Origin of the sequence: Streptomyces triticagri, from assembly GCF_003429565.1 — a bacterium.
In the GTDB taxonomy this organism is placed as follows: domain Bacteria; phylum Actinomycetota; class Actinomycetes; order Streptomycetales; family Streptomycetaceae; genus Streptomyces; species Streptomyces triticagri.
In genome coordinates this window covers 14,780-28,889 of sequence record NZ_QUAK01000084.1, presented here as the reverse complement: position 1 = coordinate 28,889, position 14,110 = coordinate 14,780, and the positions used below count along the sequence as shown (strand labels likewise).

At 71.8% G+C, this 14,110-nt stretch carries 8 protein-coding genes and 1 pseudogene; 5 read left to right on the top strand and 4 right to left on the bottom strand.

Going from position 1 to position 14,110, the window contains the following annotated elements; translation table 11 throughout:
* The coding region (locus tag DY218_RS15740) for a sensor histidine kinase (RefSeq protein ID WP_233521622.1) at positions 1-2,114 on the bottom strand (2,114 nt) is incomplete at its 3' end.
* Positions 2,115-2,531: 417 nt separating this feature from the next.
* On the opposite strand from DY218_RS15740, the gene DY218_RS15735 reads away from it, so the two are divergent.
* From DY218_RS15735 to DY218_RS15725, 3 genes and pseudogenes are all read left to right on the top strand, one after another.
* Positions 2,532-3,269 carry a response regulator transcription factor gene (locus DY218_RS15735; RefSeq protein ID WP_128556659.1) on the top strand — a complete coding sequence of 246 codons (738 nt, stop codon included), beginning with the start codon at positions 2,532-2,534 and terminating at the stop codon, positions 3,267-3,269.
* Positions 3,270-3,274: 5 nt separating this feature from the next.
* The gene (locus DY218_RS15730; protein ID WP_407703632.1) at positions 3,275-4,735 is read left to right on the top strand and encodes a HAMP domain-containing sensor histidine kinase; all 1,461 of its coding nucleotides are present in this window, start codon (positions 3,275-3,277) and stop codon (positions 4,733-4,735) included.
* A 132-nt stretch (positions 4,736-4,867) separates the two neighbouring features.
* Positions 4,868-5,105, top strand: a pseudogene (locus DY218_RS15725) (hypothetical protein).
* A 199-nt stretch (positions 5,106-5,304) separates the two neighbouring features.
* On the opposite strand, the gene DY218_RS35625 reads toward DY218_RS15725, so the two are convergent.
* Entirely contained in the window at positions 5,305-7,731 is a 2,427-nt protein-coding gene (locus DY218_RS35625; RefSeq protein ID WP_128556658.1) for a bifunctional serine/threonine protein kinase/MFS transporter, read from the bottom strand.
* Positions 7,732-7,816: 85 nt separating this feature from the next.
* Here DY218_RS35625 and DY218_RS15715 point away from each other — a divergent pair, with 85 nt between their 5' ends.
* Positions 7,817-8,458, top strand: coding sequence for a class I SAM-dependent DNA methyltransferase (locus tag DY218_RS15715; protein WP_128556657.1), 642 nt, complete (start codon positions 7,817-7,819; stop codon positions 8,456-8,458).
* 181 nt (positions 8,459-8,639) lie between these two features.
* Complete coding sequence (gene abc-f / locus DY218_RS15710; RefSeq protein ID WP_128556656.1) at positions 8,640-10,319, top strand: ribosomal protection-like ABC-F family protein; 1,680 nt, start codon at positions 8,640-8,642, stop codon at positions 10,317-10,319.
* A gap of 72 nt (positions 10,320-10,391) precedes the next feature.
* Here abc-f and DY218_RS15705 read toward each other — a convergent pair whose 3' ends face one another.
* Positions 10,392-11,642 (bottom strand): LmeA family phospholipid-binding protein, encoded by a 1,251-nt coding sequence (locus tag DY218_RS15705; protein WP_128556655.1) that lies wholly within the window; start codon positions 11,640-11,642, stop codon positions 10,392-10,394.
* A 308-nt stretch (positions 11,643-11,950) separates the two neighbouring features.
* Complete coding sequence (locus DY218_RS15700) at positions 11,951-13,783, bottom strand: bifunctional metallophosphatase/5'-nucleotidase (RefSeq protein ID WP_128556654.1); 1,833 nt, start codon at positions 13,781-13,783, stop codon at positions 11,951-11,953.
* Positions 13,784-14,110 lie beyond the last annotated feature (327 nt).

Here is a 14,110-nt window from a genome sequence, read left to right as displayed (position 1 = left end):
GCCCCGGCGGATGCGGCGGGCGCCGGCGCGGGCCGAGTGACGTCCGCGGCCGGCGCGGCCACCGGCTCGTCCGCCGCGGGCAGCTCCGTGTGCTCCGTCTCCTGCCCGGCCGGCACGGCCTGCTCCCGCTGCCCGCTCTCGCCGTCCGACGGCACCCGGGCCTCGTACCGCGGGACGGTGACGAGCACCTCCTTCGGCAGCGTGACCTCGACGATCGTGCCGGGCCCCGACGAGGCGCGCAGTTCGACCACGACGCCGTGCCGTGCGGCGAGCCGGGCCGCCACCTGGACGCCCATGGAGCGCACGCCGCCGACATCGGCCCGGGGCGCCGCGAGCTTGGCGTTCAGCTCGGCCCGCCGCTCCTCGGTCATGCCCACGCCGTCGTCGACGATCTGCACCACGGCGCGGTCCCAGAGCTGCCAGGCGGCGACGCCGACCTGGGTGTCGGGCGGCGAGAACCGGGTGGCGTTGTCGAGCAGTTCGGCGAGCAGGTGCGCGATGTCGTCGACGGCGCGTGCGGCGATGCCGATCGCGGGATCCACATGGCCGAGGCTGACCCGGCCGAAGCGTTCGATCTGCTGGGCCGCCGCGTAGATCACGGAGGTGCAGGGCTCGTCCGCCGTACGCACCCGGCCGCGGCCGTAACCGCCCAGTACGAGCAGGTTGTTGGCGTTGCGCTCCATCCGGATCGCGAGGTGGTCGAGGGCGAACAGGACCTCCATGCGCGCCGGGTCGAGCTCCTCGCGCTGCACCGTGCTCAGCTCGGAGGTCATCACCGAGGTCAGTTGGGCGCCGCGCCGGGCCACCCCGACCAGGGTCTCGGCGAACCGCTCGTGCGCCTCGGCCTGCTGGGCGGCGAGCCGGACCGCCGCGTGGTGCACGGCGTTGAACGCCTCGCCCACCTCGCCGATCTCGTCGTCGCCGGTCGTGCCCAGCGGTTTCGCGGTGCGCGCGGCGATCTCGTCGGGAGTGGTGCCCGCGAGGGCTCCCGGCTCGGCCAGCTCTCTCATCTCCCGCGGCAGCCGCTCGTGGGCCACTTCGTGCGCGGCGTTCCGCAGCTGCCGCAGCCTGCTGATCATCGCCTTGCCGAGCCGGGCCGCGATCAGGACCGCGAGTACGAGGGCGAGCACCACGGCCGCCAACTCGCCGATGGCCCACCAGAGTTGGCTGGTGCGTTCGTTCTTGACGGTGTCGAGCACCGCGGCGTCCACCCGGCGCTCCACCGAGCGCAGCAGATGGAGGCGGTCGGACGACGCCTGCTGCCACGCCCGCGCCGACAGGTCGAGTTTCTGGCCGGGGGAGCTGCGGCCCGCCTCGTCCGCGAGGCGCTGGGCGGCCAGGGCCTTGGGGCCGGCCAGGGTGCGTTCCAGCCAGGTGCGCCATTCGCCGGGGCCGAGGGCGAAGACCATCCCGGTCGCCTCGGTGTAGCCGAGCTGGGTCTCCTCGAAGGCGCGCTGGGTGGCGGGGGTGAACCCGCCGTCGGCTGTCGCCCGCGCCACGGTCACCTGCTGCTGGCCCACCCATTCCCTGGCGCGGGACAGGGCGGCGGCGGCCCGGATGTGGTCGGCGACGTCCGCCGGTACGCCGTCGGCCTGCGCGATGCCGTCGCGGTACGCGATGAGGTCGGCGACGACGATGCGGTAGCCGAAGGCCATCGCGGAGAGTGCGCCGGTGCCGGAGAGCGCCTGGGCGCGCAGCGAGGACAGCTCGTCGAGATCACGGTCGATACGGGTGAGCGCGGCCGCCGAGGCGGCGGGCACCCGGGTCAGTCCGTCCCGCTGCCGCTGGTAGCGGGCGATGCTGCGGTCCGTGGCCTTGACGATCTCCTGTAACTGGTCCGGGTCGCCCTGCGAGGCCTGCAGGGCCGCGGCCGCGGCGCGCTCCCGCTGCAGGTGGTAGGTCAGCTCGCCGGCGTACGCGGCGGTCTGCACCATCTCGGTGAGCCGGCCGGCCTGGACGACCTGGCCGGTGGCGGGAGTGAGGGCGCGCGCGGCGAAGGCGACGGCGACGATGAGCGGGACGGCGATGAGCAGGATGAGCCGGCGGGTGATCCGGACGGCGCGTGTTCCTTGCTCGGGCCCTCGGCCGAGGGGTAGCCGGGGTTTACGCAACACGTTGACACCTGACTTGCAGTTTGGTCGGGACAGCAGGTCGGCATCTGGTGGCCACAGGTGCGGATGTGACGGGTGGTACCCCCTGATGCGCGCCCATGCTATGGCGCCACAGGCGTGAATGCGACAACTTCCGTACTACAAGAGGTTGTTGACGCACATTCTTGTTCACAAGACGGGCGCTTCCGGACGCGAAACCGACACCTCGCGTTCCCGAGTCGCACGCCGAGTGAAGCCGGAAACCGCAGGCCGGCGGCGTGGGACGCCCCGAGGCGGGAGGAGGACGGAGCGGCGCGACCGTTCGGCCGGTCACAGGATCCGTTCACGCGCAACAGATCCCCCGAGTGGGACCCTGGAGACGGCTCACCCCTGTGCCCGCCCCTCGCCCCGACCCGTGCACCGCCCCGGAGGACCCCCGAGATGCCCGCCGCCGAAGACGCCCGCGACCCGAGAATCCTGATCGTCGACGACGAGCCGGCCGTGCGCGAGGCCCTGCAGCGCAGCCTCGCCTTCGAGGGGTACGACACGGCCGTCGCCGAGGACGGTGTCGGGGCCCTGGAGAAGTCCGCCTCGTACCAGCCGGACCTGCTGATCCTCGACATCCAGATGCCCCGCATGGACGGCCTGACCGCCGCCCGCCGCCTTCGCGCCACCGGCGCGACCACCCCGATCCTGATGCTCACCGCGCGCGACACCGTCGGCGACCGCGTCACGGGCCTGGACGCGGGCGCGGACGACTATCTGGTCAAGCCCTTCGAGCTGGACGAGCTGTTCGCCCGGATCCGGGCGCTGCTGCGCCGCAGCTCCTACGCGGCGACGGCGATCGGCGCCGAGGACGGACTGGAGGGCGACGTCCTGGAGTTCGGCGATCTGCGGATGAATCTGGCCACCCGCGAGGTCTTCCGCGGCGACCGCGCCGTGGACCTGACCCGCACCGAGTTCACCCTGCTCGAGATGTTCCTCGCCCACCCGCGCCAGGTGCTCACCCGCGAGCAGATCCTCAAGTCCGTCTGGGGCTTCGACTTCGAGCCGAGCTCCAACTCCCTCGACGTGTACGTCATGTACCTGCGCCGCAAGACCGAGGCCGGCGGCGAGCCCCGTCTGGTGCACACCGTGCGCGGCGTCGGCTACGTCCTGCGGCCCGGCGGCGCGGAGTGACCCCTGTGTCCGAGCGGCGCGGCGTGGGCGCCGTGCCCGCCCGCGTCCGCTCCCTGCCGCTCCGCTCCCGCCTCGCCCTCCTGATCGCGGCGACCGTCGCGGTCGCGGTCGCGGCGGCGGCGGTCGCCTGCTGGTTCGTCGTACGGGGCGCGCTCTACGACTCCCTCGACCAGTCCCTGCGCGAGAACCAGGTCCAGCCGCGCACCGTCGTCGACCTGATCGACAAGTACGGCTGCCAGGCCTCCGCCCCCGACATCCCGGACAACCCCGGCGCTCCCGTGGTGCGCCTGACCATCCAGGTGGTCAATCCGCAGGGCAAGGCCTGTGTCATCCAGGGCGAGCAGCTGGACGTGACGACCGAGGACACCGCCGTCGCGGAGGGCCGCGCCCGCTCGGTCACACACAACGCGGAACGGGCCGACGGCACCGAGTACCGCGTCGTCACCTACCCGCTGACCGGCTGGAACGGCGCGGTCACGGTGGCCCGCCCGCTCACCGAGGTGGAATCGACCCTGCAGGACCTGACCCTGCTGCTCGTCCTGGTCGCCGGCATCGGCGCCATCGGCGCGGGCGCGGCCGGCCTCTGGGTGGCCCGTACGGGACTGCGCCCGGTGGACGAACTGGCCGGTGCGGTCGAGCACGTGGCCCGCACCGAGGACCTCACGGTCCGTATCCCCGTCGAGGGCGAGGACGACATCGCCCGGCTCTCCCGGTCGTTCAACGCGATGACCGCCGCGCTCGCCAGCTCCCGCGACCTGCAGGCGCAGCTGATCGCGGACGCGGGCCACGAGCTGCGGACGCCGCTCACCTCGCTGCGCACGAACATCGAGCTGCTCGCCCGCAGCGAGGACACCGGCCGGGCGATCCCGCCCGAGGACCGCAGGGCGCTGCTCGCCTCGGTGAAGGCCCAGATGGCCGAGCTGGCCGCGCTGATCGGCGACCTCCAGGAGCTGGCCCGTCCGGACACCGGCCCGGGCGCCCGGGTGCAGGTGGTCGCCCTGCACGAGGTGACCCGGCACGCGCTGGCTCGGGCCCGGCTGCGCGGCCCCGAGCTGACCGTGACGTCCGAGCTCGCCCCCTGGTACGTACGCGCGGAGCCGGCCGCACTGGAGCGCGCGATCGTCAACGTCCTGGACAACGCGGTCAAGTTCAGCCCGCCGCACGGCACGGTCGAGGTGCACCTCTCCCGCGGCACGCTCACCGTCCGCGACCACGGCCCCGGCATCTCCCCCGACGAACTCCCGCACGTCTTCGACCGCTTCTGGCGCTCCCCATCGGCCCGCTCCCTGCCGGGCTCCGGCCTGGGCCTGTCGATCGTGGCCCGCACGATCCACCAGTCCGGCGGCACGGTCACCCTGCGCCCGGCGGACGACGGCACGGCCGGCACCCTGGCGACGATCCAGCTCCCGGGCGCCCCTACACCGCCACCGGAGGCCCCGGACCCACCGGATAACCCGGCCCCCTGAGCGCTCCGAGGAACGTCTACGCCGACCCCGACAACCTCGCCATCATCAAGGAAGCCGCCAAGCGCACTCGACTCCACCCACCCCGAACACCAGGCGTCGAACGAAGCGATCACGGCCGCGGGCCTCCTGGTGATGCCCCCTGCTCCTCGCGGAGATCGACCACGTGGCCACCCGGGAGCTCGGCCGTGAAGCGGCACTCGCAGCCCGCTACCGCGACCTGGACCTCACGGACGCCGTGAACGTGGCGCTCGCCGCCGAATTCGACACGGACGCCGTCCTCACACTCGACCGCCGCGGCTTCCGGGCAGTACGCCCACTCGGCCGCCACAAGGCCTTCCGCGTACTGCCCGACGATCTCCCGCTGCGATGAATATCCCCGGCTGGATCGCCGACACCCGCACCTCGTACGACACCGTCGCCGAGAGCTACGCCGAGCAGACCCGGGACCTGCTGGACCGGACCCCCGAGGAGCGGGCCGTGACGGCCGTGTTCGCCGAGCACGTGCGGAGCCTCGGCGGCGGGCCCGGACGGCCCCGAGACACCGGCGCTCTGAGTCCGGTCGCCACCGGTCAGACGTGGATGATCGCTTCCTGCCTGCTGCGGCCTGCGACGGCCGCGGCCACCACCAGGAGTGCGGCCGCTCCCCACCAGCGGGGGGCGGACACGTGGTCGACGATGAGTCCGAGCCCGGGGTGGGCACCCTCGAACGCGGACATGGCCACCACCGTCCCGACCCAGGCGCCCACCTGCAGCAGCGCATGGACCGCCCCGGCCATGGCGCCGGTGTCCCCTGACGGGACGCCTTCGGTGGCCGCGGCGAACAACGAGCCGGAGGCCAGACCGAGCCCGAGCGCACAGACCAGGAGACCGACCAGGACGAAGGCATAGAAGCCGTGGACCTCGACGAAGGGCATCGGCACCAGACCACCGCCCGTCAGGAGCAGCCCGCCGACGAGACGCGCCCGATCGCTGAGCCGGGGTGCGAGCTTCCGTGCGCCGAACAGATACCCGACCACGGCCAGGACGGCCGTGACGCAGCCCGGCCCCGAGCCGAACATGAACGAGAAGGCCACCTGCCCGTACGCCAGCACCTGCAGCGCGACGACGGCCAGGACGAGGGCGAGCAGCACGCCCTTGCGGCCACTGTCCCGCCACACGGACGACGGCAGCATCGGTTCGGCCGCACGCGACTGCCACCAGAAGAAGGCGGCGAGCAGCAGACCACCGGCCGCGATAGCGCCGACGGCTCCCGGCGCGATCCCAGGGAGGGTGAAGGCCCTTTCCGTGCCGAAGCCGACCGCCAGGAGCCCGAGCGTGCCGAGAACGGTGCCCACGAGGTCGAAACGGGCCGGGTTGCGCCGCGTGCGGTCCTGTACGACCGCTGCCGCGGCGACGACCACCAGGAGGGTGAGGACGGCGAGTGCGTAGTACGCGATCCGCCATGTCCCGGCCTGGGCCAGCATGGCGGCGAACGGGATCGCGAACAGCGGGCCACCGATCCCGACCAGGGCGTACGTCCCCAGCACCTTGCCGCGGGACGGTCCCGAACCCGCGCCCGCCGCGGTCAGGGCGAGCGCGGCCGGTGTCACGAGCGCCGCACTCGCACCCTGCAGCACCCGGCCCCAGGCCAGCACGTCGGTGTCGGGCGCCGATGCGGTCAGCACACTGGCCACCACACAGCCGGTCAGTCCGATGAGCAGGGTCGTTCTGCGACCGACGACGTCGCACAGATGGCCGCCGACAAGCAGCAGACCGCCGAAGACGAGCGCGTGACCGGTGAGCAGCCAGCCTGCCTGCCACGCCAGTCCGACATCCTCCGTCATCCGCCCGAATCCGACGATGCTCACTGCGGCGTCGAGCACCACCATCAGCTGCGCGAGCGCCGCGACGATCAGAGTCCGACGGCGTCCGGCCGGCGGGCCCGTGGGGTCCGCCGGCGTGGTCGGGACGTAGCCGCCGGGCACGTGCGGCGACCCGGCGTACGGATTGCCGGGCTGCGCGGGGACGGCAGGGGTGGGGACGGCAGGGTCGGGGGCAACAGGGGTGGGTGCAGCAGGGTGGGGTGCGGCAGCTTGGGGTCCGGCAGGAGCGCGCGTCACCGGCGCGAAGTCCAGCAACTGCGCTGCGTGCCGCCCCAGTTGGGCGAGCACCGAACCCGGCAGCCACTCCCCCGCCGCCTGCGGAGCCGTCCGTTCCATGATCTGCGCCGGAGTCGGCCGCCGCCCGGGATCCTTGCGCAGACAGGCCTGTACGAGATCGAGCAGCGTGTCCGGTACGCCGGTGAGGTCGGCCTCCTCCTCGGCGACCTTGAACATATGGGCGTTGAGGCCGCTGGTGCCCGCACCGAAGAGCAGCCGCCCGGTGGAGGCGTACACCAGAACCGCACCCAGGCAGAACACATCGCTCGCCGCGGTGAGCGTGCTCCCGCGTACCTGCTCGGGCGACATGAAGCCGGGAGATCCGATCAGCATCCCGGTGTGCGTGAGCAGACTGTCGGTGGCGAGACCGTCCATGGCACGGGCGATCCCGAAGTCGATCACCCGGGGGCCGTCGACCGTCACCAGGACGTTGGACGGCTTGAGGTCACGGTGGATCAGACCCGCCCCGTGCACCGCGGTCAGCGCCTCCGCAAGGCGGTGGGCCAGCACCCGCACCGAAGGCTCGGGCAGCGGGCCGAAGTCCTTCGCCACCACCGACGTGAGATCCGGTCCGGGGATGTACTGCGTCGCCACCCACGGCACCTGCGCGTCGGTGTCGGCATCGAGCACATCCGCCGTCCAGGCACCGCCGACCCGCCGCGCCGCAGCCACCTCTCGAGCGAACCGTCTGCGGAACTCGGGATGCGCCGCATGCTCGGCCTGCACGACCTTCACAGCGACGGTACGCCCGGCTTCCGAACGCCCGAGATACACCAGCCCCATACCGCCGGCACCGAGCCGCGCGATGAGACGGTACGGACCTATCCGCTCGGGATCCTCGGCGATCAACTGCTCCACAGAAGGAAGATAGGCCACACTCCCGCACCACGACCCGCAATTCCCAAGACAGTTGATGGCAACTACAGGTTGATGGCAATCACGGATGAACACCTGGCAGGACGACACCCGCACCTCGTACGACACCGTCGCCGAGAGCTACGCCGAGCAGACCCGGGACCTCCTTGACCGCACCCCCGAGGAGCGGGCCGTGATGGCCGTGTTCGCCGAACACGTGCGGAGCCTCGGCGGCGGCGCGGTCGCGGATGTCGGGTGTGGTGCCGGGCGGGTGGCCGCGCATCTGCAGGGTCTCGGGGTGGACGCGTACGGGATCGATCTGTCGCCCGGGATGGTCGAGGTGGCCCGGCGCGAGCACCCCGGGCTGCGGTTCGAGTGCGGCTCGATGACCGAACCCGTCGCCGGCGACGGCTCGTTGGCGGGTCTCGTCGCCTGGTACTCGCTGATCCACGTGCCGGACGAGGAGATCCCCCTCGTACTCGGCCACTTCCGCCGCGCACTACGCCCCGGCGCCCCGCTGCTGATCGGCTTCCACGCCGGCGACGGGTCACGACTCAAGTCCGAGGGCTACGGCGGCCGTCCGATGCGGATCCACGTCCACCGCCGGCAGCCCGACCGCATGGCCACCTGGCTCGACGGCGCCGGCTTCACCGTCGAGACGTCCAGGACCCTCACCTCCGCCGAGAGCACACTCGGCGGGATTCTCCTCGCGCGGCGCCGGGCCGCCTGAGCGCGGGGCGGCGGAAACCGGAAACCCGGATCACGGCAGACGAGACGTAGCGTCTTGCGTCGGCGGGACGTGCACGCTATCGTGAGGATGATGCGAGACGCTACGTCTCGTCTCACTAAGGGCCGGGGGGACACGCGTCCGCTCGAAGCCCCGCACCTGTCGCCCACCGAGGAGCCGCCACTTGTTCCATGCCCCGGTCACCGAGCCGTCCGCCACCACTGCCGCCGACACCACACCCACCCCCGCCGCACAGCTCGCGCTCTCGGACGTCACCAAGCGATACGGCGAGCGCATCGTGCTCGAGCGGGTCTCGTGCACCGTCCGGCCCGGCGAGAAGGCCGGAGTCATCGGGGACAACGGCTCGGGCAAGTCGACCCTCCTCCGCCTGCTCGCAGGACAGGAGCACCCCGACAACGGCACCGTCACCGTCGTCGCCCCCGGCGGCACCGGACACCTCACCCAGACCCTCGGCCTGCCCGGCACGGCCACGATCGGCGACGCCGTCGATCTCTCACGCGCCCCGATTCGCGCCCTGGAGCGGCAGATCCGTACCGCCGAGGCCGCGCTCGCCCACGCGGACGCGGCCGGCTTCGAGGCGTACGACCGGCTGATCACCGACTACGAGGCACGCGGCGGGCACGACGCCGACCGGCGGGTCGAGGTCGCCTGGCGCCGTCTCGGCGAGCGGCGGCCGCTCGACCGCGACCGCACTCTCGACACCCTCTCCGGAGGGCAGATCTCCCGGCTCGCGCTCGCCGCGACCCTGGCCTCCGCGCCGGAGCTCCTGCTGCTCGACGAGCCGACCAACGACCTCGACGACGAGGCGATCGACTGGCTGGAGGGCCGGCTGCGGGCCCACCGCGGCACCTTGGTCGCCGTCTCGCACGATCGCACCTTCCTCGACCGCATCAGCGGCACGATCCTGGAGGTCGACCGGGACACCCGCAGCATCCACCGGTACGGCAACGGCTACGCGGGCTATCTGACCGCCAAGTCCGCCCAGCGGGCACGGCAGTTGCAGGAGCACGAGGAGTGGCGGCGCGAGGTCGGTCGGCAGCAGCGGCTCGCCGAGTCCAACGCCGGACGCCTCGACGCCATCCCGCGCAAGGGACCACGCGGCTTCAGCGGGGCCGGCGCCTTCCGGGCACGCTCCCGCACCCACGGCGCGATGAGCAGGATCCGCAACGCCCACCAGGAGCTGCGCCACCTCCTGGACCACCCGGTGCCACCACCACCCGAACCCCTGCGGTTCACCGGGCGGATCACCACGGAGCCGGTCCCCGACGGCACCGAACCGCTCGGCGTCGAGCTCGACTCCGTACGCGTACCGGGACGACTCGCCGTCGACAGCCTGCACCTGGAGCCGGGCGGCCGGCTCCTGGTCACCGGGCCGAACGGGGCCGGCAAGTCGACGCTGCTGCAGGTCCTCGCCGGGGAGCTGACGGCGGCGAGCGGCACCGTGCGCAGGCCCGCCCGGGTCGGCCACCTGCGGCAGAGCACACCACCCGGCACCGACGGCCGCACCGTGCTCGACGCCTACGCCCACGGGCTCCCGGGCCTGCCGGACGAGCATGCGGACGCGCTGCTCGCGCTGGGCCTGTTCCGCGCCGACGACCTGCGCACCCGGGTGCGGGAGCTGTCCGTCGGCCAGCAGCGCCGGCTCGAACTGGCCCGCCTGGTCGGCACCCCCGTCGATCTGCTCCTCCTCGACGAGCCGACGAACCACGTCTCCCCCGCCCTGATGGAGGAGATCGAGGCGGCCCTCGCGGACTACACCGGCACCCTCGTCGTGGTCAGCCACGACCGCCGCATCCGCACCGGCTTCCGTGGCGACCGGCTCGCACTCACCCCGCAGCGATGAACGGGCCGACACCGATCCCGACCACGAGGACTCCGACCCCGAGGATCCCGACCGCGAGCCCCGCCCGGGACCTCACGTCCCGAACGTGACCCCCGCCCCCTCGATCCGGACCTTGATCCCGTCCTTCTCCACCCGTACGTCCTGCAGCCGGACGTTCCCGCCGCCCGGGGCCTCCGGGAGGCGGAAGCCGAGGGAGAGTTGGTCGGCCAGGCGGGGGCGGGTCAGTTCGGAGAGGCCCTTGAGCAGGGCCGGGTCGAAGCCGAGCCGTTTGAGGAGCTTGGGGTGCTCCAGGGCCACATCGATCAGATTGACCTTCATCAGGGAGCGGACGAACTCCGGCGAGCCGGTCAGTTCGGCCATCTTCCGCTCGCTGCGCAGCGCCTCCCGTACGACGGAGTCCGGCACACCGAGCCGCGAGACGATCTCCGGGATCGCGAACAGGGCCTTGACCTGGTCCGTCCGCTGCCGGATGTCACGCACCGACTTCCGGCTCAGATGCAGACCCTCGCCCTTCCCGGTCCCCGGCCGGTAAGTGGCGAGATCGCCGATGTCCAGGCGCATCCCGCCGATGCTGGTGGAGATTCCCTGGTCGCCCTCGCGCCGGATGCGGGCGTCCGCCGCGACCTTCAGATCGTGTCCCGCCACCGGCAGCGTGCCGCGCGCGAGGACCCGGTCCCGTCCGTGACCGGTGAAAGTGACCTGCGAGGCGCCCAGTTCGCGGTTCAGGTCCTCGAAGGAGAGCAGCACCTCGCCGTCCATGGTGGCGATGTCGGCGCCCTTGAAGTCGGTGAGCCCGCCCCGTACCCGTACATCCTCGGCCACCGCGGTGACCTGGGCGAGCGAGACGCGGTCGGCGGCGACGTCCGGCACGGTGACGCGGACCCGGTCGAGCCGGTCGTCGAAGGCCTGGGTCAGGAAGGGGAAGCCCTCGATCTCCACCTCCGGCGCTGCGCTCAGCTTCATCGAGTCCTTGAGCTTGTCCGCGGCCTCGTGCTCCGCGTACAGCAGCGCCCAGCGGTCGCCGAGGGTGAGGAACGCGGCGAGCACCACGAGCGCGACCACGGCCTTCGCCGCGAGCGGCAGTCCGGCGAAGCGGTTGCGGCGCCGGCTGCCGCGGCGGTGGTTGGGCGGCTGCCAGGGCTGTTCCTCGTCCGGGTCCTCCTCGCGGAGGAACTCGTCGAGCGGATTGCCGGCGAGGGTGGCCAGCTCGTCGTACGGGTTGCCGTGGGGTGGCGTGTGCACAGCGGAACCGTGCGGCGGAGCGTCCGTTTCCTGCAGGTCGGAGGGTGGTTGAACGGGTATGCGGTGGGGGGTGGTTCGCATCGGCACATCGGAACATGCGCACGACCCCTTTTCGCAACCTCTTTCGTCAACTGCAAGTAAAAGATGCTCACTTCGTCTTCACGAACGGAGCCGATGACAGGGACTTTCTTCACCCGCACGTCACCCGCACCGCACCCGCCCGACCGGTCTGGACCACCACGCCCAGCTGCACAAGCACCGCCGACAACGCGCGAACCCGGCACCCTTCGAGGGCACCGGGTTCGCACTCGCACATCGAGCACACGCGAGAAAAGTGAACTCGCTCACTCCGCTTGCCTGCCGACCGGCATCGGCCGACCGGCCCGGCGTCAGTCGACGACCGTGATCCGGTCCGCCTTCGGCGGGTCGATCGGCTGGTCCGCGGACGAGTTCGCCTTCAGATAGTCGTTCAGGGCCTGCAGGTCGTCCCCGCCGACCAGCGGGTTCGCGCCCTCGCCGAGTGCCTCGAAGCCGTCGCCGCCACCAGCCAGGAACGAGTTCATCGCGACCCGGTAGGTCTTCGCCGGGTCGATCGCCTCCCCGTTCAGCTCGATGGAGTCGGCGACCACCCGGTCCGCGCCCGACTTCGTCAAGTCGAGCGTGTACGTCAGACCGTCGGACACCTGAAGGATCTTCGGCGACTCCTCGTTCGGCCCGCTGACCTGCTGCTGCAGCGCGGTGACCAGCTGCTCACCGGTCAGATCGACCAGATTGACCGTATTGCTGAAGGGCTGCACGGTGAACGCCTCGCCGTATGTCACCACCCCGTCGCCCTCACTGCCGCTCGCCTTGTGCACCAGGTCGGCGCGGATACCGCCCGGATTCATCAGGGCCAACTCGGCCTTCTCGTCGAGCGACTTGGCGTGCTCCAGCTGCGCGTCCGCGATCAGGTCGCCGAGCGGGGACTCCGGCGTCGTCGCGCCACGGCCCGGGATGTCGCCCGCAATGTGCCCCACGGCCTCGTTCGCGATCGGCGCGGCCAGCTCGTTCCAGCGCTCGATCAGCGCCGTGATGTCCGGGGCCTTCTCCTGCTCCCGGCTCACCACGTGGTTCGCGGACTTCACGCTCGTCCGCACGATGTCCTTCGTCTTCCGGTCGTACGTCAGGGTCGTGTCGGTGTAGAGCTTGCCGAACGACGAAGCGGACGTCACCGTGCGCGGCTGGCCCTTCGGGTCCGGCACGGTGCACGCGTACGCCTCATGGGTGTGCCCGGTGACCAGAGCGTCGACCTTCGGCGTGATGCCCTTGGCGATGTCCGTGATCGGCCCGGAGATGCCGTCGCCGGGACCAGGGCTGTCGCAGTCGTAGTTGTACGACGGAGAGGCCGGGGCGCCGCCCTCGTGGATCAGCGCGACGATCGACTTGACGCCCTTGCGGTCCAGCTCCTCGGCGTACTTGTCGACGGTCTCGATCTCGTCGTGGAACTCCAGGCCCTTCACGCCCTCCGCGGACACGATGTCCGGGGTGCCCTCCAGGGTCACACCGATGAAGCCGATCTTGACGCCCTTGTGCTTCCACACCGTGTACGGCTTCAGGATCGGCTTGCCGGTCTTCTCGTCCGTCACATTCGCCGCGAGATACGGGAAGTCGGCGCCCTCGAAGGTCTTGTCCCGGCCCTTCTCGTCCTTCTCGAAGCAGCCGTCCTCGGGGTGACAGCCGCCCTTCTGCATCCGCTCCAGCTCGGCACGGCCCTCGTCGAACTCGTGGTTGCCGACGCCGGTGACATCGAGGTCCAGCTTGTTCAGCGCCTCGATCGTCGGCTCGTCGTGGAAGAGGCCGGAGAGCAGCGGCGAGGCACCGATCATGTCGCCGGCCGCGGCGGTCACGCTGTACTTCTCGCCCTTGCGGGCCGAGCGCAGCGAAGAGGCCAGATACTCGGCGCCGCCCGCGTCGACCTGCGTGGTGGTGCCGTCCGGCCGCTCCTCGGTGACCTGGCCCGAGGATCCGTCCGGCGGCTCCAGGTTCCCGTGCAGGTCGTTGAAGGACAGCAACTGCACGTCGACGGTACGGCCGTGCTTGCCGTGTCCGTGTCCTGCCTGGCGCGCCCCGCTGTCGGCCCCGGCCGGCACGGCCGCCGTCATCACCCCGGTGGCCGCGGCGACCGCCGCAACGCCGGCGATCAACCGGCGCCCGACACGGCGCCGTTGTGGTGTCGCAGACATCAGTTCCCCTCTTCCCGTTCCCCCACGGCCGGGGGCGTGTCGGGCGGCAGCCTATGGTCAACGCGCGTAGCACAAAAGACTTTTGCGGGTTAAGAACGGGTGTCGCGACAGAGCGTCTCCAGCCCCGGGCGGGACATCTTTCAGCCCGGGCGGGCACTTCCCCCAGGCCGTCCGGCACTTCCTCCAGCCCGTCCGGCGATTGAGGACATCTTTCAGCCCGTCCGGCGTTTGAGGACGAGCCCGCCAGGGCGAAAGAAGAGCCCGTCCGGCGATTGAGGACAAGGCGCCCCAGCGCCGGGGCTGGAGACCGAACCCCCGAACCCCCCG

Excerpts from the sequence above, each read along its gene's own strand:
- DY218_RS15735 (WP_128556659.1), top strand. The coding sequence starts at position 2,532 with ATGCCCGCCGCCGAAGACGCCCGCGACCCGAGAATCCTGATCGTCGAC.
- DY218_RS15715 (WP_128556657.1), top strand. The coding sequence starts at position 7,817 with ATGAACACCTGGCAGGACGACACCCGCACCTCGTACGACACCGTCGCC.
- DY218_RS15705 (WP_128556655.1), bottom strand. The coding sequence starts at position 11,642 with ATGCGAACCACCCCCCACCGCATACCCGTTCAACCACCCTCCGACCTG.
- DY218_RS15700 (WP_128556654.1), bottom strand. The coding sequence starts at position 13,783 with ATGTCTGCGACACCACAACGGCGCCGTGTCGGGCGCCGGTTGATCGCC.